The organism is Nonomuraea sp. NPDC049486 (genome assembly GCF_040676925.1).
Lineage (GTDB): Bacteria > Actinomycetota > Actinomycetes > Streptosporangiales > Streptosporangiaceae > Nonomuraea > Nonomuraea ferruginea.
Genome location: NZ_JBFAPV010000009.1, coordinates 122,200 through 141,016 on the forward strand (window position 1 = coordinate 122,200; position 18,817 = coordinate 141,016).

General features: G+C 74.1%; 13 protein-coding genes. 6 read left to right on the top strand and 7 right to left on the bottom strand.

All coding sequences use genetic code 11. The features are described 5' to 3' along the window. Positions 1–5: 5 nt before the first annotated feature. From AB0K05_RS25725 to AB0K05_RS25740, 4 genes are read right to left on the bottom strand one after another with little or no spacing between them, the layout of a single operon-like run. Positions 6–941, bottom strand: a complete 936-nt coding sequence (locus AB0K05_RS25725; RefSeq protein WP_271279271.1) for a hypothetical protein — start codon at positions 939–941, stop codon at positions 6–8. 1 nt (position 942) lies between these two features. After that, positions 943–1,932, bottom strand: coding sequence for a hypothetical protein (locus AB0K05_RS25730; protein ID WP_364232292.1), 990 nt, complete (start codon positions 1,930–1,932; stop codon positions 943–945). Positions 1,933–1,978: 46 nt separating this feature from the next. Further along, positions 1,979–2,347, bottom strand: coding sequence for a DUF2203 domain-containing protein (locus tag AB0K05_RS25735; RefSeq protein WP_219548285.1), 369 nt, complete (start codon positions 2,345–2,347; stop codon positions 1,979–1,981). Positions 2,348–2,358: 11 nt separating this feature from the next. After that, positions 2,359–3,039: a GntR family transcriptional regulator gene (locus AB0K05_RS25740; protein ID WP_315970604.1), complete on the bottom strand. Its 681-nt coding sequence runs from the start codon at positions 3,037–3,039 to the stop codon at positions 2,359–2,361. A gap of 91 nt (positions 3,040–3,130) precedes the next feature. On the opposite strand from AB0K05_RS25740, the gene AB0K05_RS25745 reads away from it, so the two are divergent. Continuing rightward, entirely contained in the window at positions 3,131–4,432 is a 1,302-nt protein-coding gene (locus AB0K05_RS25745) for an MFS transporter (protein WP_271279269.1), read from the top strand. 75 nt (positions 4,433–4,507) lie between these two features. Next, positions 4,508–5,440: an SPFH domain-containing protein gene (locus AB0K05_RS25750; protein WP_364232297.1), complete on the top strand. Its 933-nt coding sequence runs from the start codon at positions 4,508–4,510 to the stop codon at positions 5,438–5,440. Here AB0K05_RS25750 and AB0K05_RS25755 read toward each other — a convergent pair. Next, positions 5,437–6,732 (bottom strand): MFS transporter, encoded by a 1,296-nt coding sequence (locus tag AB0K05_RS25755; protein ID WP_364232299.1) that lies wholly within the window; start codon positions 6,730–6,732, stop codon positions 5,437–5,439. The genes AB0K05_RS25750 and AB0K05_RS25755 overlap by 4 nt on opposite strands. Positions 6,733–6,932: 200 nt before the next feature. Between AB0K05_RS25755 and AB0K05_RS25760 the strand changes: the two genes are divergently transcribed. Both AB0K05_RS25760 and AB0K05_RS25765 read left to right on the top strand, forming a co-directional pair. Continuing rightward, complete coding sequence (locus AB0K05_RS25760) at positions 6,933–7,700, top strand: hypothetical protein (RefSeq protein WP_148030703.1); 768 nt, start codon at positions 6,933–6,935, stop codon at positions 7,698–7,700. 73 nt (positions 7,701–7,773) lie between these two features. Beyond that, positions 7,774–8,292 carry a GNAT family protein gene (locus AB0K05_RS25765; RefSeq protein ID WP_271280357.1) on the top strand — a complete coding sequence of 173 codons (519 nt, stop codon included), beginning with the start codon at positions 7,774–7,776 and terminating at the stop codon, positions 8,290–8,292. A 1-nt stretch (position 8,293) separates the two neighbouring features. On the opposite strand, the gene AB0K05_RS25770 is transcribed toward AB0K05_RS25765, so the two are convergent. Beyond that, positions 8,294–9,433 carry an epoxide hydrolase family protein gene (locus AB0K05_RS25770; RefSeq protein ID WP_364232303.1) on the bottom strand — a complete coding sequence of 380 codons (1,140 nt, stop codon included), beginning with the start codon at positions 9,431–9,433 and terminating at the stop codon, positions 8,294–8,296. Positions 9,434–9,477: 44 nt separating this feature from the next. Between AB0K05_RS25770 and AB0K05_RS25775 the strand changes: the two genes are divergently transcribed. Both AB0K05_RS25775 and AB0K05_RS25780 read left to right on the top strand, forming a co-directional pair. Beyond that, positions 9,478–10,431, top strand: a complete 954-nt coding sequence (locus tag AB0K05_RS25775) for a YafY family protein (protein ID WP_364232306.1) — start codon at positions 9,478–9,480, stop codon at positions 10,429–10,431. 72 nt (positions 10,432–10,503) lie between these two features. Beyond that, positions 10,504–10,944 carry a hypothetical protein gene (locus AB0K05_RS25780; RefSeq protein WP_219548301.1) on the top strand — a complete coding sequence of 147 codons (441 nt, stop codon included), beginning with the start codon at positions 10,504–10,506 and terminating at the stop codon, positions 10,942–10,944. Between the two features lie 26 nt (positions 10,945–10,970). On the opposite strand, the gene AB0K05_RS25785 is transcribed toward AB0K05_RS25780, so the two are convergent. After that, positions 10,971–18,680, bottom strand: a complete 7,710-nt coding sequence (locus tag AB0K05_RS25785; RefSeq protein ID WP_364232308.1) for a CHAT domain-containing protein — start codon at positions 18,678–18,680, stop codon at positions 10,971–10,973. Positions 18,681–18,817: the final 137 nt, after the last annotated feature.

Here is an 18,817-nt window from a genome sequence, read left to right on the forward strand (position 1 = left end):
GAGGGTCAGCCGCCGCAGGCGGCGACCACGAGCGAGTCCTTCAGCACCGTGTAGCGGTCCCTGAGCCTGACCGCGCCGGTCTCGGTGTCGATCTGGACGACGTTCATCCGGCCGGCCTGGGTGGTGAGGTGGAGCGTGACCTGCCGGTCGCCGGTCCAGTCGATGGCGTTGAGGTCGCCCTTGGGCAGCTTGACCGGGACCCGGCCGAGCACCTGGTCGGTCTCGACGTCGTACAGCACGAGCTGGGACTTGCCGGCGACGAACGCGGCGGCGGTGCGCCCGTCGGCGGCCAGGGCGAGCGGCATGTTGGCGGAGACGAGCTGCGGCGGGGTGGCGCGGGAGACGAGCTCGCCGGTGTCGGCGCGGACCACGACGTCTGTCACGGACTCGTCGGCGTCGACGGTGGTGAGGACCTCGCCGCCGTCGCCGCTGAAGTCCACCAGGGTCTCGCCGCGCGGGAGCGTGCCGAGGCGGGCGCCGTCGGAGGTGTCGAAGATCCGCACCTGGCCGGTGCCGATCGTGACGGCGAGCCGGCCGCCGTCGTCGGACAGGACGAGCCCGACCTCGTACTGCGGCACCCGGGGCACCGCGCCGGCCGGCAGCAGGGTGACGCCGCCGCCGAGGGTGCGGACGGCGAGGCGGCGGGAGTTCTTCGCGAAGTACGCGACCTTCGTGCCGTCGCCGCTGACCGCGACGGGCGCGGGGAGGTACTTGTAGGGCTTGCCGTCGGCCTTGAGCGCGACGGTCTGCGCGTCGGCCAGGACGCGCTGCTCGCCGCTGTGCATGACCAGCCGCCACGGGCCGCAGGGCAGCCGGCCGTCGTCGCCCCTGTCGCAGCCCTTGATGGAGGCGTAGCGGACGGCGTCGTGGTGCGGCCCGGCCTGGGCGGGCGCGGTCAGGGACACGGCCAGCAAGGCGGCGGCCAGCAGGATGACCTTCATGTCACTCTCCCGCGACGGTGTAGAAGTAGGGGTCCTTGCCGGTCGTGTAGCGCTCGGTCTGCTTGACGGCGCCGGTCGCGGGGTCGGCGGTGAGCACCCGGACCACGGCCGTGCCGCCCTTCCCTCTCCCGGGCACGGCGACCGTGAGCTTGCCGCCTTCGCCCCACCGGGCGGTGAACGGGGTGTCGCCGGGGGCGAGCGCGAGGTCCACGCCCTCGGTCAGCTTGCCGGTCGCCAGGTCGTACAGGCGCAGCCTGGGCGGTTTGCCGCGTTCGGGGTGGCCGGAGACGACGACCGCGACGGTCCGCCCGTCGCGGGCCAGCGCCTTGACCGGCGCGTTGGCCACGACCTGCGGCGGCGTGCGCCTGACGGAGGTGCCGTCGGGCTCGTGCACGACGAGCGCGGTGGTGTTGTCGGCGGTGACGCGCTCGGTGAGCACCCGGTCGCCGCCGGGGCTGAAGCCGATCGGGGTGTCTCCCCCGCGCAGCTCGGCGGTCCGGCGGGTGGCGAGGGTGTAGAGCTTGGTGGGCACCCGCTCGGCCTGGTCGAGGTAGTCGACCAGCACCCGGTCGCCGGCGGGCGACAGGGTGAGCGAGACCAGGTCGGTGCCGGCGCCCTTGGGCAGCAGCGACCTGGGCAGCGCGGTGCGGCGGCCGCTGGGCAGGTGCCACACGACCAGGCGGTGGTCGCCGGACCGCTGGTGGGCGACGGACCGGCCGTCGGCGCTGACGGCGAGCGGGGCGGCCTCGCCGGTGCTCCTGCCGCGCCGGTCGACGCTGACCCCGGCGACGGCGGAGCTGGTGGTCACGCCGCCGCCGGGGGCGAGCAGCCGCCAGGTGGGACACGGGACCGTGATGCCGGATCTCTCCGTACAGGTGGAGATCCACGCCAGGCCCACCTGAGCGGGCCTGGCGTGCGCGGCGGGCGCCCAGGCGACCCCGCCGAGGACCGCGGACGCCAGGAGGGCGGCGGTCGCCGAGCAGATTCTCATGCTCACTTGGACAACCGGCGGGCCGTACCCGCGGATCACGGATGCGTCACGTTCGGGGCAACGGCCGGCGGCCGGGGAAACCGAGCTCCGAGCGGTGGTACCAGCCCAGCTCCGGCTCGCCCTCGATCCAGCACAGCCGTACGGACGCGCCGTCGAGCACGGCGGGGAAGTCGAGCAGCACGGGCGCGATGCCCTTCACCTCCAGGCCCAGGCCGGCCCAGCGGGACAGGATCTCCTGCATGCCCGCCTCGATGCCCTTGATCTCGGGCAGCCCGCCGAGCGGGGAGACGCCGCCGGTGTCGCGGTCGTAGGTGATCTCGGCGAGGTCGGCGCGGGCGGCGATGAGCTCGCGGGCCTCGGCGAGGATCCGCGGCATCAGCGAGCGCGCCTCGGCGACGGAGAAGAGCCTGTCCATAGCCGGGAACGTTAGCGGTTCGGCTCGTAGGCGCGGAGCAGGAGCTGCTCGGCGTGGTCGAGATAGCCGTCGAGATAGGCGGCGGCGCGGTCGGGCTCGCCGGCCTCGATGAGCTTGAGCAGCTCGCGGTTGCGGTCGAGGAACGGCTCGTGGAAGTCGCGCGGGTTCTCCATCACGTGGAAGACCAGGCGCAGCTCGGCCAGGAGCTGGCGCATCGCCTCGTCGAGCCTGGGGCTCTGGTTGAGGGTGACGAGGGCCTGGTGGTAACGGATGTTGGCGGTGCCGACGGCCCGCCAGTCGCCGGCCTCGGCGGCCCGCTCGGCGTCGGTCATCGCCTCGCTGATCTGCGCCAGCGCCTGCGGCGTCGGGGGGCGGCGGACGGCCGCGCCTTCGAGCACCCGGCGCACGCGGTAGAGGTCGGAGACGTCCTCGGCCGACAGCACGCGGACGAACACGCCCCTGTTGAGCCGGTGGTCGAGCAGCCGTTCGTGGCTGAGCAGCCGGAACGCCTCGCGCAGCGTGTTGCGCGAGACGCCGAGGGCCTCGCAGATCGACTCCTCCGACAGGCGCTGGCCGGGCATGAAGAGGCCTTCGATGATCCGGTCGCGCAGGATGTCGGCGACCCGCTCGGCGGTGCTGCTGCGCCCGAGGCGGGATCGGTCTTGTGCGAGGCCGGCTACTGCGTCGTCCACAGGCAACAGGAAATCATCGAACAAACCTCTTGTCGAATCGTTCAACGATCCTTACGTTGAAACGGTGACCCTCTGAACGAAGGAGCGATCGATGTCCGGCTCCACCCCCCAATCCCGGCGGGTGATCCTCGCCAGCCTGATCGGCACATCGCTGGAGTGGTACGACTTCTTCCTGTACACGACCGCCGCCACGCTGGTCTTCGGCAAGCTGTTCTTCCCTACCTTCGACCCGCTGAACGCGACCCTGCTGGCCCTGACCACGAACGCGGTGGCGTTCGTCGCCCGGCCGCTGGGCGGGATCGTGTTCGGCCACTTCGGCGACCGCACCGGGCGCAAGACGGTGCTGGTGGTGACGCTGCTCGTGATGGGCGTCTCGACGTTCCTCATCGGCGTGCTGCCCGGATACGACACGCTGGGCGTGCTGGCGCCTGTCTTGCTCGCCACGCTCCGGTTCGTGCAGGGGCTCGGGCTCGGCGGCGAGTGGGGCGGCGCCGTGATCATGTCGCTGGAGCACGGCGACCCGCGCCGCCGCGGATTCAACGCGAGCTGGCCCCAGGTCGGCGTCCCGGCGGGATACGTGCTGGCCACCGGCCTGCTCGCGATCCTGTCGTTCACGCTCCCCGACGCCGCGTTCATGTCATGGGGCTGGCGGGTGCCGTTCCTGCTGTCGGGGCTGCTGGTCCTCGTCGGCCTGTGGGTGCGCCTGAAGATCACCGAGTCGCCGCTGTTCGCCGAGGTCGAGCAGAAGGGCGCCAAGGCGCGGATGCCACTGCTGGAGGTGCTGCGCACGCACCCGCGCGCGCTGCTGTCGGCCTTCACCGCCCGGATCGGCGTGGACGTCGCCTTCTACACCTTCACCGCGTACATCCTGGTCTACCTGACCGGCCCGCTGGGGCTGGACCGGCAGGTGGGGCTGAACGCGGTGCTGATCGCCTCGGCGCTGCAGCTCGGGCTGATCCCGCTGTTCGGCTCGCTCTCGGACCGGTACGGGAGGCGCCCCGTGTACTTCGCCGGCGTCGTGGGCGCCGCGGTCTGGGTGTTCGCGTTCTTCCCGCTGCTGGAGACCCGGTCCACGTTCCTGATCATCGTGGCCGCCGTGGTCGCGCTCGTCACCCACGCGGCGATGTACGGGCCGCAGGCGGCGTTCATCGCCGAGCTGTTCAGCACCCGGCTGCGCTACAGCGGGGCCTCGATGGGCTACCAGGTGGCCGGCATCGCGGGCGGCGCGCTCGCCCCGGTCATCGCGATCAAGCTCGTCGACACGTTCGGCACCACGCTCGCGGTGTCGGTGTACGTGGTGATCGCGCTGGCGATCACCGCCCTGGGCCTGGCCATCGCGCCGGAGACGCGGGACCTGGACCTGGCCGCCGAGCCGATGCCGCAGCGCACCTGAGACCGCCCCTCCTGGAGTTGCCGCGAGAGCCGCGGGCGGCGGCTGCCACCGCCGCCCGCGGAGGGAAGGACGACCATGCGAACCGCCCTGCTCGTGATCGCCGCGCTGATCTGCGTGCCGTCGCTCGTCGGACTCGTCGGGGGCCTGGAGAGGACCGACGCCGGCGAGGTGGCCGTGGTCCGCGACGGCGGCTGGTTCGACGACAACCAGGTGCGCGAGGTCATCGCGCCCGGCTCCGGCCTGAACTGGGCCGGCCTGTGGTCGTCGGTGCACCCGTACCCGGCGCAGCAGCGCTTCTACACGATCACCGCGGACGCCAGGCGCGCCACCACGCTGGGCGTGGACGTGGTGACGGTGCCCAGCGGCGACGGCGTGAACCTGGGCGTCGAGGGCACCCTGTACTTCACGCTCAACCTGGATCCGGCGACGCTGAAGACCTTCGACGACAAGTACGGCACCCGTACCTTCCGCGGCCAGGACGACTCCTTCCTGTACGCGTGGGAGGGCGACGAGGGGTGGACCGCGTTCTTCGGCCAGGCGGTCCGGCCGGTGATCGACAACGCGCTGCGCACCGAGGTGGGCGCCCGGCGCTGCGCCGAGCTGGTGCCGTCGTGCGCGCTGCTGGAGAGCTCGGCGCTGAAGCCGCGCGACAGCAACACGAACATCAGGGCGGTGCAGGACGGGGTGAACGCCGCGCTCGCCCGCGACCTGCCGCGCACGCTCGGCGGCGCGTTCTTCACCGGCATGACCTTCTCACTGTCGCGGATCACGCTCCCGGCCGAGGTGCAGAAGTCGGTGGACCGCTCGCTGGCGGCCGGCGCCGCCGTCTCCGAGGCGCAGGCGAGAGTCGCGCAGGCCGAGGCGGAGGCCAGGGCCAACCAGGCCAGGCAGGACGGCTACGACAAGTGCCCCGCCTGCGCCGAGATCGACAAGCTGAAGTCACTCCCCCAGGGCATCACCGTCTACGCCCCGGGGAACCAGGACGCGGTCGTCGTGCCCACGCGCTAGGCCCGGGGCTCGCCCGGAACAGGGGCACGGGTGAGCCACGGGCCCTTGAAGGCGGCCAGGGTCAGCAGGAACAGCACCTGGCCGCCCAGCCCGACCATCAGCCACGTCTCCCAGCCGGCCGCGGCGACGACCTGCGGCGAGACCACCAGCATCGCCACGATCATGACGCGGACGACCATCCCCCACAGCCCGAGCGCGGAGCCCTGCAGGCGGGCGTCCACGTCCTCGGCGTTCTCGGAGAAGTTGGCCATCCACGGCACGTACGCGATGCCCAGGGCCAGGAACAGCAGCGCGTACACGACCACCACGTGGGTGGCCGAGGCGCCGGCGCCGACCAGGCCGATGAAGTAGGCCAGCGCGGCGATGGTCAGCACGGTCCCGGCGGCGGTGAACGGCTTGCGCAGCCGCAGCCGGTCGGAGATCCGGCCGACCGCGATGACGGCCAGCGCGTTGAGCACGATGCCGAGCGCGACCACGCCGTTGGCGGCCGCCGCGGCCATGCCGAACGCGGTGACCAGGATCGTCTGGCCGAAGATGGCGAAGGTCCAGTAGAGCACCTGCCAGCCGGTGTTGCCGAGCACGTGCGCCCACAGGTGCGGGTGCCGGAACAGCTCTCTCAGCTTGCCCGGGTCGATCTTCTCCGCGGCGCTCACCTCCGCCTCGGCGTCCATGACCTGGGCCCGCAGCGCGGCGGACGGCTCGGCGATCTGCCAGATGATGATCGCGCAGAGGGTGAGCGAGACGACGCCCATGAGGATGGCCTGCGACTGCCAGGCGTTGCCGAACAGCGGCAGCGTCAGGCTCGCCAGCGCGGAGGCCAGGAACGAGGCGCCGACCGGGCCCCAGGTCCAGAACGCGAACGCCTGCGCCCGTCCCATCCGGGGCGAGAAGTCGCGCACCAGCGAGGCGGTGATGGTGATGCCCGCGCCCTCGATGAACAGCATCAGGCAGCGGACCGCGAGCAGCCCGCTCACCGAGTCGACGGTGGCGAGCAGGAAGTTGCAGGCGGCGGTGACGGTGAGCGTGGGCACCAGGATGGCGACCCGTCCCCACCGGTCCGACAGGATGCCGCCGAACCCGGCGGACACCCCGCCCACCAGCACCGAGAGCGCCGCGATGAGCCCGTACTCCTCCAGCGACATGCCGAGGTCGGTCATCAGCAGCGGCAGGATGGTGGCGATCGTGGTCTCGAAGTTGGCCACCAGGCTGGCGAGCACCGCGATGGCGAGCAGGCGGACGCGGCGGGCGCCGACGGGATAGACGCTGAGCTCGCGGACGTAGAACGGCTTCATCCCCAACCTCCGGGGCACGAGCGGGACAAAAGGTCGCTCTAGAACGCGTTTCTAGTAGATCCACAGTTTGCTGGTGAACGCGCGCAAGTCAACGCTCACGAGCGTCACGATGTGATCTCGGTCACCATTTCGCACGTTGTAACGCAATCGCCGCCGATTCCCAGAACCTGATCGACCGTTTACGCATAAACTGCGCGCCTGTGAGCCTCCCTGTACGTGAACGTTCCCCCCGCCCGGGCGGCGGCCGGCACCGGCGGCCGGTCCCCACGTCCCTCCCGCCGGACGCGCCCGTACTCGTGCTCGCCGCGCCCGGCAGCGCCACCGGCGTGGCGGCGGACATCGCCGCCGTGGTGCGCGTCGACAACCCCCAGATCGAGGTACGGCTCACCACCGTGGACGAGCTGGCCCCGGCGCTGCCGGAGGGCCGGGACGCGATCGTGGTGCCCCTGCTCACCTGGGACGATCCGGCCGTCCTCGGCCAGATCGGCCGGGCCGTCGCCGACAGCGGCTCGGGCGCCGTCGTGACGGGCGCGCTCGGCCCGCACCCGCTGCTGGCCGAGGCGCTCCACATCAAGCTGGCCGAACGCGGCCTGGCCAGGGCCGACCGGGTGCGCCTGCTCAACGTCCACAGCCCCGTCGACGCGGTCATCCTCGGCACGACCGGCGGCGAGCAGGCCGTGCACGCGGCACAGGCGACCGCGGTGCTGCTGGCCTCCCGGCTGACGCTCCCGGTGGTGGCCGCCTCGCTTGACAGCGAGCCCGGAGTCGCCGTGGCCGCGGACCGGCTGCGCGCGGCCGGCGCCCAGCGGCTGGCGCTCTCGCCGTGTGTGATCGGCCACGAGGCCCCGGCTGACCTGGGGCGACGCGCGGCGGAGGCGATCGGCGCCGGCCACGCGGAGCCGATCGGCGCGCACAGCATGATCGCCGAACTTGTCGCCCGCGCTTACGGCAGTCAACTGGCCACTTGACAAGGGCTTGTAGAGATCACTCAAGTAGCGTTACCGTCGGCCCATGTGCGAGGTCGTGTGCAAAGGTGAGCGTTTGTGGCTTCGTGAGGTCACCGAGTCGGATGCCGCGCCACTGCACGCGATCTACGGAGATCCGGCGGCCACCCAGCACATGCCGTTCCCGCCCCGCACGGTCGGGCAGGTGGCCGAGGTCGTGCGGGAGGCGGTGGCGGCCGCCGCCGAGAAGCCGCGTCGCCTGTACGCGCTGGCCGTGCTCGACGCCCACGACCGGAGCGTGATCGGCGTGGCCCGGCTGCACATCGACGCCGAACGCCCGCACTGCGCCGAGATCGGCCTCGGCCTGCGCCCCGACCACTGGGGCCGGGGCATGGGCACCGACCTGGTGCGGCTGCTGCTGACCTTCGGCTTCAAGCAGCTCGGCCTGCACCGCATCTGGGGCGCGCGGGCCCCCGCCAACCTGCCCGCCCAGCTGGCCATGCTGACGGCGGGCATGGTCGAGGAGGGTCGCCTGCGTCACCACGTGGCCGCCCCCGACGGCTGGCGCGACTCGGTGATCCACGCCGCGATCGAGGACGAGTGGCGCGGCCGCTGACTCAGCGGACCAGCCCGAAGAACGCCCGGACGTCCCCCACCAGCAGGCCGGGCGCCTCCATCGCGGCGAAGTGCCCGCCGCGGTCGAACTCCGACCAGTGCACGATCTTGTGCTCGCGTTCGGCGACGCGGCGGACCCCGGGGTCGCCGGGGAAGACGGCCACCCCGTGCGGGAGCGCCGACGGCTCCTGCCCGCGGCCCCAGGACGCGGCGCTCTCCTTGTACAGCCGGGCCGAGGAGCCCGCGGTCCCGGTGAGCCAGTAAATGCTGATGTTGGTGAGGAGCTGGTCGCGGTCCACCGCGTCCTCGGGCAGCTCGCGGGCCGGGTCGGTCCACTCCTTGAACTTCTCGGCGATCCAGGCGAGCTGCCCTGCCGGGGAGTCGTGCAGGCCGTACGCGAGCGTCTGCGGCCGGGTGGACTGGATCATCGCGTAGCCGGAGCCGTCCTGGTCGCCGTAGACGGCCAGACGGGCCCGCTCGGCCTCGGTCAGGCCCTCCAGCTCGGCCGGATCCCCGCTCGGGAACCCGAGCCCGCCGTTGACGTGCACCCCGACGACCCGTTCCGGGTCGAGCCTGCCGACCATCGGGGAGATGACGGCGCCGGTGTCGCCGCCGTGCGCGCCGTACCGCCCGTAGCCGAGCCGGCGCATCAGTTCCTTCCACGCCGCCGCGACCCTGGCCATGTCCCAGCCGCGCTCGCGGGTGGGCCCGGAGAAGCCGAAGCCGGGGAGGGACGGGGCGACGACGTGGAACGCGTCGGCCGGGTCGCCGCCGTGCGCGCGGGGGTCGGTGAGCGGGCCGACGACCTTCATGAACTCGGCCACCGACCCCGGCCAGCCGTGCGTGACCAGCAGGGGCAGCGCGTCCCGCTCGGGTGAGCGCACGTGCAGGAAGTGCACGTTCTGCCCGTCGATCTCGGTGGTGAACTGCGGGAACGCGTTGAGCGCCGCCTCGTGCGCGCGCCAGTCGTAGCCGGTGCGCCAGTACTCGGCGAGTGCTCGCGCGTACGGGACAGGCACCCCGTACGACCAGCCGGCGCCGTCCAGCTCGTCGGGCCAGCGGGTACGGGCGAGGCGCTCGCGCAGGTCGTCCAGGTCGGCCTGCGGGACGTCGATGCGGAAGGGCCTGATGTCGTTGTCCATGACGCCCACGCTAGAAGCCGGTTAGGACAGGTACGGTCCTAGGTGTGCTGGAGACCTCGGCTCGACTGCTGAAACTGCTGTCCCTGCTGCAGACGCGGCGCGACTGGCCCGGCGCGGAGCTGGCCGGGCGGCTCGGCGTCTCGGCCCGTACGGTGCGCCGCGACGTGGAGCGGCTGCGGGAGCTGGGCTACCAGGTGCACGCGTCGGCCGGGGTGCCCGGTTACCGGCTCGGCGCGGGCAGCGACCTGCCGCCGCTGCTGCTCGACGACGAGGAGGCGGTGGCGGTGGCCGTCGGGCTGCGCACGGCCGCGCAGGGCGGCGTGGCGGGCATCGAGGAGACCTCGGTGCGGGCGCTGGCCAAGCTGGAGCGGGTGCTGCCGTCGCGGCTGCGCCACCGGGTGAACGCGCTGCAGTCGATGACCGTGCCGCTGACCGGCGGCGCGCCCGCGGTCGAGGCGGGCACGCTGTCGGCCATCGCGGCCGCCTGCCGCGACCACGAGGGCCTGCGCTTCGACTACCGGGCCGGGGACGGGACGGTCACGGAGCGGCTGGTGGAGCCGCACCGGCTGGTGGTGTCAGGACGGCGCTGGTATCTGGTGGCGTTCGACCCCGGGCGGGACGACTGGCGGGTGTTCCGGGTCGACCGGCTGCGGCTGCGCACGCCGAACGGGCCGCGGTTCACGCCTCGGGAGCCGCCTGCCGACGACCTGGCGGCCTACACCTCACACAGGATCTCCAGCGCGCCGTACCGTTACCGGTGCCAGGTCATCGTGCACGCGCCGGCGGAGGCGGTCGTGGCGCGCATGCCGCCGTCGGTGGCCGCCGTGGAGCCGCTCGACGGGGGCGGTTGCCTGCTGACCAGCGGCTCCAACTCGCTGGACGAGCTGGCGTTCTGGCTGGTGTCACTGGGGATGGCCTTCGAGGTGCGCGAGCCGCCCGAGCTGGCGGCGCACCTGCGGGTGCTGGCGCGCAGGCTGGCCGACGCGGCTGACGGCTGAGACGGCGGGTGTCGGCGCGGGGAATTGTCGGTGGCGGGCCCTACCATGAGCCTCCTCACGGAGGGATGGCCCATGCTCGACTCGCTGATCGTGCCCCTGTTCGTCACCACCGACCTGCCGCCCCGGGCCGAGCTGGCGGAGTTCGGCGAGCTGGTCGCCGGCGCGGCGCGGACGCTCGGCTACGACGCCTTCCTGTCGGGCAAGGTGTTCTGGCTCGACCGCCCGGTGCTGCCGGGGCAGCGGCCCGCCGCCGAGACCGAGTCGCGCTTCGCCGGCATGCTGGGCCACCTGGCGGTCTCGGGAGACGCGCATCCGGTCCGTGAGGTGGTGGCCGACCTGCGCACGGCGATCGGCGCGGCCGTCTCGGTCCGCTACGGCGACGCCGGCGCGCCGCCCGCCGTGTTCGCCATCCGCGACCGCGACGTCCGCGAGCGCACCCCCGAGACGGCGCTCCACGTCGACACCCGCGACGCCCCGGCCGAGCTGGTGACGGTCGCGCGGCCTTACCTCTGACGGCCCGGCCTGCTTGTCGTGGCCCTTCAGGCGGCCAGTCCTATCAGGGTGTACGGGGCCCACAGGTCCGGGCGCGACGACCCGTACAGCTCGCGTGACTCCAGCATCGCCGCCCTGAGCGCCCTGCCCGGGCCGGCGGCGGCCAGCCGGGCGTGGAAGGACGGCAGCAGCTCCCGCGCCACCTCGGGGTGCGCCGGCCACTGCGGCAGCAGCGCGGCGGCGGCGCCCGCGCGCAGCAGGGCGTGCCCGAGCGCTGTCACGCCCGCGCCGCCGGGTGTCGGCTCGCAGCCGCTCACGGCGACGAGCCGGGCCTCGATCCGCAGGTCCATGAGCGCGCGGGCGTTCAGCAGCCCGCCGGGAAGGCGGATCCCCGAGCCGTACGGGTCGGCGCCGTCGTAGCAGGCCGGGCAGGCCAGGTGCACGGTGTCCCAGACGCCTTCCAGATCGCGGGCGGCCGCGGTGACCGGCGGGCTGCCCAGCACCGCGGCGACGGCGGCCGCGTCCTCGCCCTGGCCCGCCACCAGCGTCCGGCCGCCGTGACCGGCGCGGCGCAGCGCCTGCCGGGCCAGCGCGGCCGCCGACGGCGCGTACGCCACGGCGTAGCGGTCCAGCAGCAGCCGCCCACCCGGAGCGAGCGCGTGCAGCGGCAGCCCGTGCAAGTCGCCGTGCGGCAGCAGATACAGCACGTCGAGATCGTCGCCGAGCGCCTCGATCGCCTCGCCGAGCAGCAGGTCGGCGACCACCCGCCACAGCTCGGCCCGCCGCCGCCCGCCGTCGCCGGCCCTCGCCGTCGCGGCGAACTCGGCCAGCAGCTCCGGCCCTGCCGAGGTGGCGAACGCGCGCGGCCTCGCCCATCCCGCACGGTGCGCCACCACGCTGACGAGCGCCTCGCCGGTGTGGAACGCGACGACGCCGCTTCCTTCCGGCAGCAGGTCCAGGAGCCGGCCCGGGTCGACGCCGATGGCCCGCGCGACGTTCTCCTCCAGCCCGAGCAGCGTCTCCTTGGCCCGTTCCGCATGCGCCCAGGCCCTGGCCCCGCACCCCAGACGGACGGCCAGCCCCACCGCCCTGGAGCGGAGCCGCTCGGCCGCCGCCGAACCCGTGTCGTCCAGCTCACCGGCCCGCTCGGCGTCCGCCAGTGCGGCCGCCAGCTCACCCAGCTCCTCGCCTGCCGCGGCCCTGGTCGCATACGCGGCGGCCAGCTCCGCCCGATGCGCCCCGCCGAGCCCCGGCACGCGCCCCCCGCCGTCGTCCCCATCCGACCACAACACCCCACCCACAGCCGCCCCTGGCCCCTGCCCACCCAGACCCGACCGGCCCACACCCCCGGCAACCGACCCTTGGGGCTCAGCTGCAACCACGTCCGACCGCCCCGCGCTCTCGACGGCCGAACTCTGCACCTCACCATCCGACTGCTGCGCGCCCTCGACAACCGACCTCTGCTGCTCACCTGCAGCCAAGTCCGACCGCCCTGCGCCCTCGACGGCCGAACTCTGCACCTCACCATCCGACTGCTGCGCGCCCTCGACAACCGGCCCGGATCCCTGCGGCTCATCGCCAACCGGTTCCCGCTGGTGTAGGCCGCCGACGCTCGGCTCCGGCGGCTGTCCGCCGGCGGCGGCAGTCGGTCGCAGGGTGCCGCCGCTGAACGGCGCCGGCCGCTGAACGTTCCCCGTTGTTGGCTGGGTGCCGGCTTCGAGGAGGTCGATGGCTGCTGAGGCGCGGGCGCGGGCGGCGGTGAACCGGCCGGCGCGCAGGTCCAGAGCGCCGAGTTCGGCCAGCGCCACGGCCTGGCCCTCGCCGAAGCCGATCCGCTGCGCCAGCGACAGCGCCTCGGCCAGGCGGTCGACGTCGCCCAGCCGGCCCAGCGCGATCAGGTCGCGCACGACGGCCCGCTGCCGTCCGCGCGCCCGGTCGATGTCCAGGGCCCGTTCGGCGAGCCGTGCCGCGCCGTCGCGTTCTCCTCTGGCCGCGTGCACGGGGGCCAGTTCCCCGCACACGGTGGCCACGGTCGCGTCGTCGCCGACGGCCTCCCCGAGCGCCAGCGCCTCCTGGTAGAGAGTTGCGGCCTCGTCCACGTCTCCCTGGCGGAAGCGCGTTCTCGCCCGTACCGCGAGCAGAGACGCCCGCATGCCGCGCCAGGCGGGCCCGGCGGCGAGGGCGAGCGCCTCGGCGAGCACCGCCCCGGCGTGCGACCAGCGCCGGTCCTCCGCCAGCGCCGCGCCGAGCGCCCCGAGCGCGGCCACCAGCCGCACCGGCATCGCCTGCCCGGACTCGCGCGCCAGCCGGACGGACTCCGCCAGGTGACCGATCGCCTCGGCCGTGCGCCCCAGCGCGAGCGCGGCGGCGCCACGCCCGCGCAGGTGCTCGCTCAGCAGGCCGTCACGCAGGTCGCACCCATGCTTCGCGTACTCGTACGCGGCCTCAGGGTCGTCCGCCTCCAGCGCCAGCGCGCACAGCTTGGCCAGCAGCCCGGAGCGGCGGCGCGGGTCGGCGGCGGCGCCGGCCGCCTGCCGTGCCAGCGCGAGCGCCCCGGACAGATCGCCTGCCGCCTCGGCCTCCTCGATGCGTACGCGCTCGGCCAGCCGTTCGGCCAGCTCCGGGTCCACGCCGCCGCGCCGCACCGTGGCCAGCGCCTGCGCCAGCGCCGCCCGCCCCCGCGCGACCTCCCCAGCCGCGAACTGCAGCTCGGCCAGCCGCACCAGCACGGCCGGTTCCGCTCCCCCGACCGGGATCACCTCGTACGGTGCGTCCCCCGTAGGCCCGGTCACCGCGCCACTGAGCCCCTCTTCCAGCGCCTTCCTCGCCCGGCGCAGGTCGCCCCGCTCCTCCAGCGCGAAGCCGAGACGCAACGAGGTGAGCGCGGCCAGACCAGCGTGCCCGGTCGCGCGGAAGCCGTCGGCGGCCAGCCCCAGATGCTCCACCACAGCCGCCGATCCCCCCGCACGAGCAGCCCCCCAGCCACCCTCCCCCCGCTCCCCCAGCCCGCCCACCCCGGCGACCGGCCCACCTCCGGGCCCCACCGGCAGACGTCCCCCCACCCCCACTGCACGGTCCACCGCAGAACCGACCGACGGACGCTCCCCCGCCGCCGCGCCACCGCCAGAAATCACCGGCGGACGCTCATCCCCCGCTGCGGCTGCCTGGTCCCCCGCCGAACCGAGCGACGGACGCTCCCCCGCCGCCGGACCACTCCCGGAACCTGTGGGGGGATGCTGGCCGACTTGGGCTGGGCGGTGCTTTGGCGCTGGGCGGTTGTGTGCGTGGACTACCGCGAGGCGTTCGTGGACTACCGCTTCCCTCAGGGGGTCGCCCGCTGCCAGGCCGAGGGCGGCTCGGAGCCGGTCGAGTGCTTCGTCCGGGTGGCCGGTGCGGAGGTCGGCGGTGGCGCGTACCAGGGCGATGGAGAACAGGGCGCCGATGTCGCCTTCCGCCACGGCGGGGCGCATCGCCAGGTCCAGTTCGGCCGAGGCCTCGTCGCAGCGGCCCAGCTCAACCAGGCAGGCGGCGCGCATCGTACGGGCGGCGGCCACGCGTTCGGGGGCCGCGAACGCCTCGGCGGCCGTCCCGAAGTCCTGGGTGGCCTGTTCCATCCCGGCGCCGGTGAATCCGATCACGCCGAGGTGGTAGCGCACGGCGGCGACCCCGTCCCGGTGGCCGAGCTGGTTGTAGGCGCGCTCGGCCCGCTCGAACGCCCGCCTGGCCCCGGGCACGTCGGCGCGGGAGAGACGGCGGCGGGCGATGTGGTACCACTCGTCGGCGGCCTCGCGCCGCTGGCCGCGCCGCCGGACCACGTCCACGATGGCGGCCTCGCACGCCGCCGCGTGATCCGCGTGCCCGAGCTCGTACAGCAGCACCGCGTGCCCGTCCAGCGCCTGGCAGGCGTCGTCCCACTTGCCGATGGCCTCCAGCTCGGACGCGCAGGTGCTGATCAGCTCGGCCGCGGCGGGCAGGTGGCCCAGCTCGGCGCCGGCCCGCGCGCCCGGGATGAGCGCCCGCGCCGCCCGCTCGGCGTCGCCGCGGGTCAGGTGCAGCTCGCGGGCGCGGCCCGCACGTTCCAGCGCCTCCGCCCGGTCGCCCGCGTCGAGGTACGCCGCGGCGGCCCTTTCCTGGTACGTGGCCTCGTCCGCGTGCAGGCCCGCTTCCCGGCACAGTTCGGCGGCCCGCCGGTAGCAGGCGGCGGCCCGGCGTGGCTCCCCTGCTTGGGCGCAGGCGTTCCCCATGGCGGCCCGCTGAGCCGCCTCCTCCCGGGGGTGTCCGAGGGCTCCGTAGCCGTCGGCGGCGTGTTCGAACGCCCGTAACGCGGCCTCCCAGGCGCCGAGTTCCTCGTGCTCGTTCCCGATCCTGGAGTACGTGTCGGCTGCCTGGACCGGTTCACCCGCCTCGGCGAAGGCCCTTCCGGCCCGCTCCAGCAGTTCGATCGCCATTCTCCGGCGCCCACGTCCGGCCAGGCCCGTTGCGGCCCTCACCAGATACGTCGCGGCGCGTACCTTCTTGCGTTCGTCGCCGGGGCCTTCCTCCGCGGCTCTCCCGCCGATCCCGGCAGCGCGACCGGGATCGGCGCTGTCGCCGGTTCCGGCCTCGTCCCCGCTTCTGACGGCGACGTAAGTGGGTCCGGCAATGACGTCGGCGGGGCCAGGGATGACCTCGGGGGGGCTGGCGGTGACATCGGCGGGGTCGGTGACGACGTCGGGGGGTCCGGCGGTTCCGGCGACGTTCCAGGAACCGGCGCCGTCGTCGGTCCCGGAAACAGCGCCGTCGTGGGTCCGGGAAACGCCTCCGGCTCCAGCGACGTGGGCAGTAGCAGTGGTGTCGACGGAACTGTCGCTGTCGTCCGTTCTGGCGACGCCCTCGGTTCCGGCGGAGATGTCGGCGGTACCGGCAACGTCGGTGGTTGTGCTGGTATCGGTGGTGGCTCGTGACTGCGATGCGCCCGGGGTGTTGGTCTGGCCGCCGGTTCGGGAGTCTCTGGCTGCCTTGGCGTGGCGTTCGCCGAGGCGGAGCAGGTCTCGGGTGGTTGCCTCGTCGTCGCAGACCATGGCGAGCCGGGTCGCTGCCTCGGCCAGCGGCTTGTCCGGCGTCCCTGTCAGGGTGCCGAGCGCCAGGCGGAGCAGCGAGGTGAGCTCGGGATCGCCGCCGGGCACGTTCCCGGCGAGTTCCAGCGCCTCGACCAGGTCCTGCTCGTCACCTCGTACGGTGAACCGCACCAGCAACCCCTTGACCAGCGCAAGCGGTACGGGCGACGCTCCCGCCCCCGTGGGCGGCGGTGCTTCGGGGGTGCGTGGCCGAGGCGACGGCTCTCGCGCCGCACTCGCCGGGGTGCCTTGCGCCGAAGGCAAGCCGCCGAACGGGTCCCTCGGGGTTACCGTCTGCGATGCCAGTGGTTCGCCAGGCAGTGGTACTGCTGAGCGAGGGCCGGACGGAGGCGCGGTGGTTCCGGTGGCGAGGTAAGCCAGCTCTGCGGCTTTGCGAGCCGCCTGAACGGCAGCGTCCAGGTCCGCGATCTGACGGGCCGCCTGAACGGCACCCCCCGCGTCGGCGGAGCTGCGAGCCGGCTGGATCGAACCATCCCAGTCCGCAGAGCGCCCGGCCGCCTGCACCGCCACACCCGACTCGGCGGGTCCGCGTACCTCCCGAGCCGCAGGATCCCAGTCCGCAGGGCGCTCGACCGCCTCCACGGCATCCCAATCGGCGGGTCGGCGTCCCGCCGGGGCCGCAGCGTCCCAATCGGCGGGCTGGCGTCCTACCAGGGCCTCAGCGTCCCAATCCGCAGGGCGCCCGGCGGCCTGCACCGCCTCGTCCCAGGCGGCCGGCCGGCGTCCCGCCAGGGCCTCAGCGTCCCAATCCGCAGGGCGCCCGGTCGTCTGCACCGTCACGTCCGGCTCGGCGGGTTCGCGTACCTGCTGGGCTGCGCCGACGAGGGTGGCGCGGTGGCGTAGTACGTCGGAGAGGACTGTGTGCGCTTCCGCCTGGAAGCGCGGGTCCGTATGCGCCGCGAGTGCCTTCCGGAGGGTTGTCACGGCCTCGGCGGCGGTGTGCGCGGTGAGGTCCAGGCGTAGGGCTTGGCCGAGCAGGAGGAGGGCTCGGGGGCGCTGGGGGTGGCGGCCTGGGCAGGCCGCGACGGCGGCGCGGGCGGCGGTGATGGCGGTGCGGGCGTCTCCTGTTCGTGTGGCGCGGTGGAGGAGGGCCCCGGCCAGGCCGGTGAGGAACGCGGGCCGTTCCGGATGTCCCTCTGGTGCGCGTACCACCGCCTGCCGCAGGGTCTGTACGGCGATCTCCAGGTCAGCCAGGTCGCCGCTCCCCCGGTAGCGCCGCCAGCGGCGGCGGCCGAGCAGGTCGAGGCGGGTCGCCGCGTCGTCCAGCCTGGCGGCGGCGTTCCCCAGCGCCGATGGTCCCGAATCCTCCGGCCAGGCGGCGGTGTGACCGTACGAACCGGAAAGGCCCACCGACCAGGCGGCGGCGTAGCCGTACGATCCCGGATGGCTCGCCGGATCCTCCGGCCAGCCGTCGCTGTGACCGTACGAACCCGGATGGCTCAGCGAATCCACCGGCCAAGCGGCGCTGTGACCGTACGAACCCGGGAGGTCCACTGAATCCACCGGCAAGGCGCCGGCGTGACCGTACGGACCTGGAAGGCCCATAGGCTGGGTCGCGGAACGGTCCGGTCTCGGGGCGGTTTCCGGGGCATCCAGCGGGGCTGGGGATGCCGGGTCGTGCGGATGGGATGCGGGATGGGCGGGAGGCACCGGGTGGGTCGGCGGGGTGGCCGGAGCGGGGGGTAGGGCGGCGAGCATGTCGCGGCCGGCTTCGAGGGAGCGGAGGTCGCCCGTGACCACGTACCACTCCACCAGGGCCGTGCCGTAGCGGGACAGGACCGCCGGGTGCGCGCCGGCCTCGTGCCAGTGGTCGAGGCAGGCCTGGCCCACCCGCAGCAGCGCCAGCAGGTCGGCGTCGGCGCAGGACGCGGCGGCGCGGGTGGAGGCCAGGAAGAGGAGGTCCAGGAGCGCCGCGGAGCGTTCCGGTCCTGGAGGGCGGCCGGCGGCCAGGAGGTACGCCCTGATCAGGGGGGTGTCGCCGGCCAGCGCGTGTCCGAGCGCCGCCGCCAGGTCCGTCACGTGGCCTGGGCCGGCGAGCGCGGCCCGGAACAGGGCGTGCACCGCGTCGTCGAGCGCGCCGCCGTCGCCGGCCGTCCGGTACAGCCGCACCAGGCCGTTGCCCAGGATGGCCAGCGCCTCGGCGGCCCAGGCTGGTGCGGGCATGTCAAGGGCCTGCTCCAGCAGCACCTGCCCGAGCCGGTCACACACCTCCGCCGTGGGCGTGGCGAGCGCGCGGCGGAGTATGGCGTGCAGGAGCAGGCCCACGTGCGGGTACGCGTCCACGTCCACGTGGCGGAAGACCTGCTCCGCCAGCTCCGCCCAGGTCTCGGCGGTGGCGGAGGCCGGGACGTGCGTCCCGCGCAGCCGTTCCGGCAGCCCGTCGGGGTCGAGTACGGCGACGGCGGCGAAGAACACGCCTGCCACGGCCGCCTCGCCGTCCTCCTCGGGGGCGAGCCGGTAGCGGGCCAGGTGGAGCACCCCGGCCAGCCGCCAGACGGCGGCGTCGCGTGGCCCGCCGTCGCAGGCCAGCATGGCGTCCTCGGCGTCGTCCAGCGCCGCGTCGTCCAGCACCAGCCGGGGGTCCGCCGCCCGCTCGAACTCCTCGATTCGGGCAGCGAGCACCCTGGCCGGATCTTTCATGGGGCCTAGGCTCTCATCAGCCCGTCCTTCACGTACAGCACCGTTCCGGACGAACCGCCGCGAGCCTGGCCGATGGGGCGAACGCCACGAACGAGGTCAACATCTCGTACAGGCCCCGGCGTGCCCGGGTGAGTGCC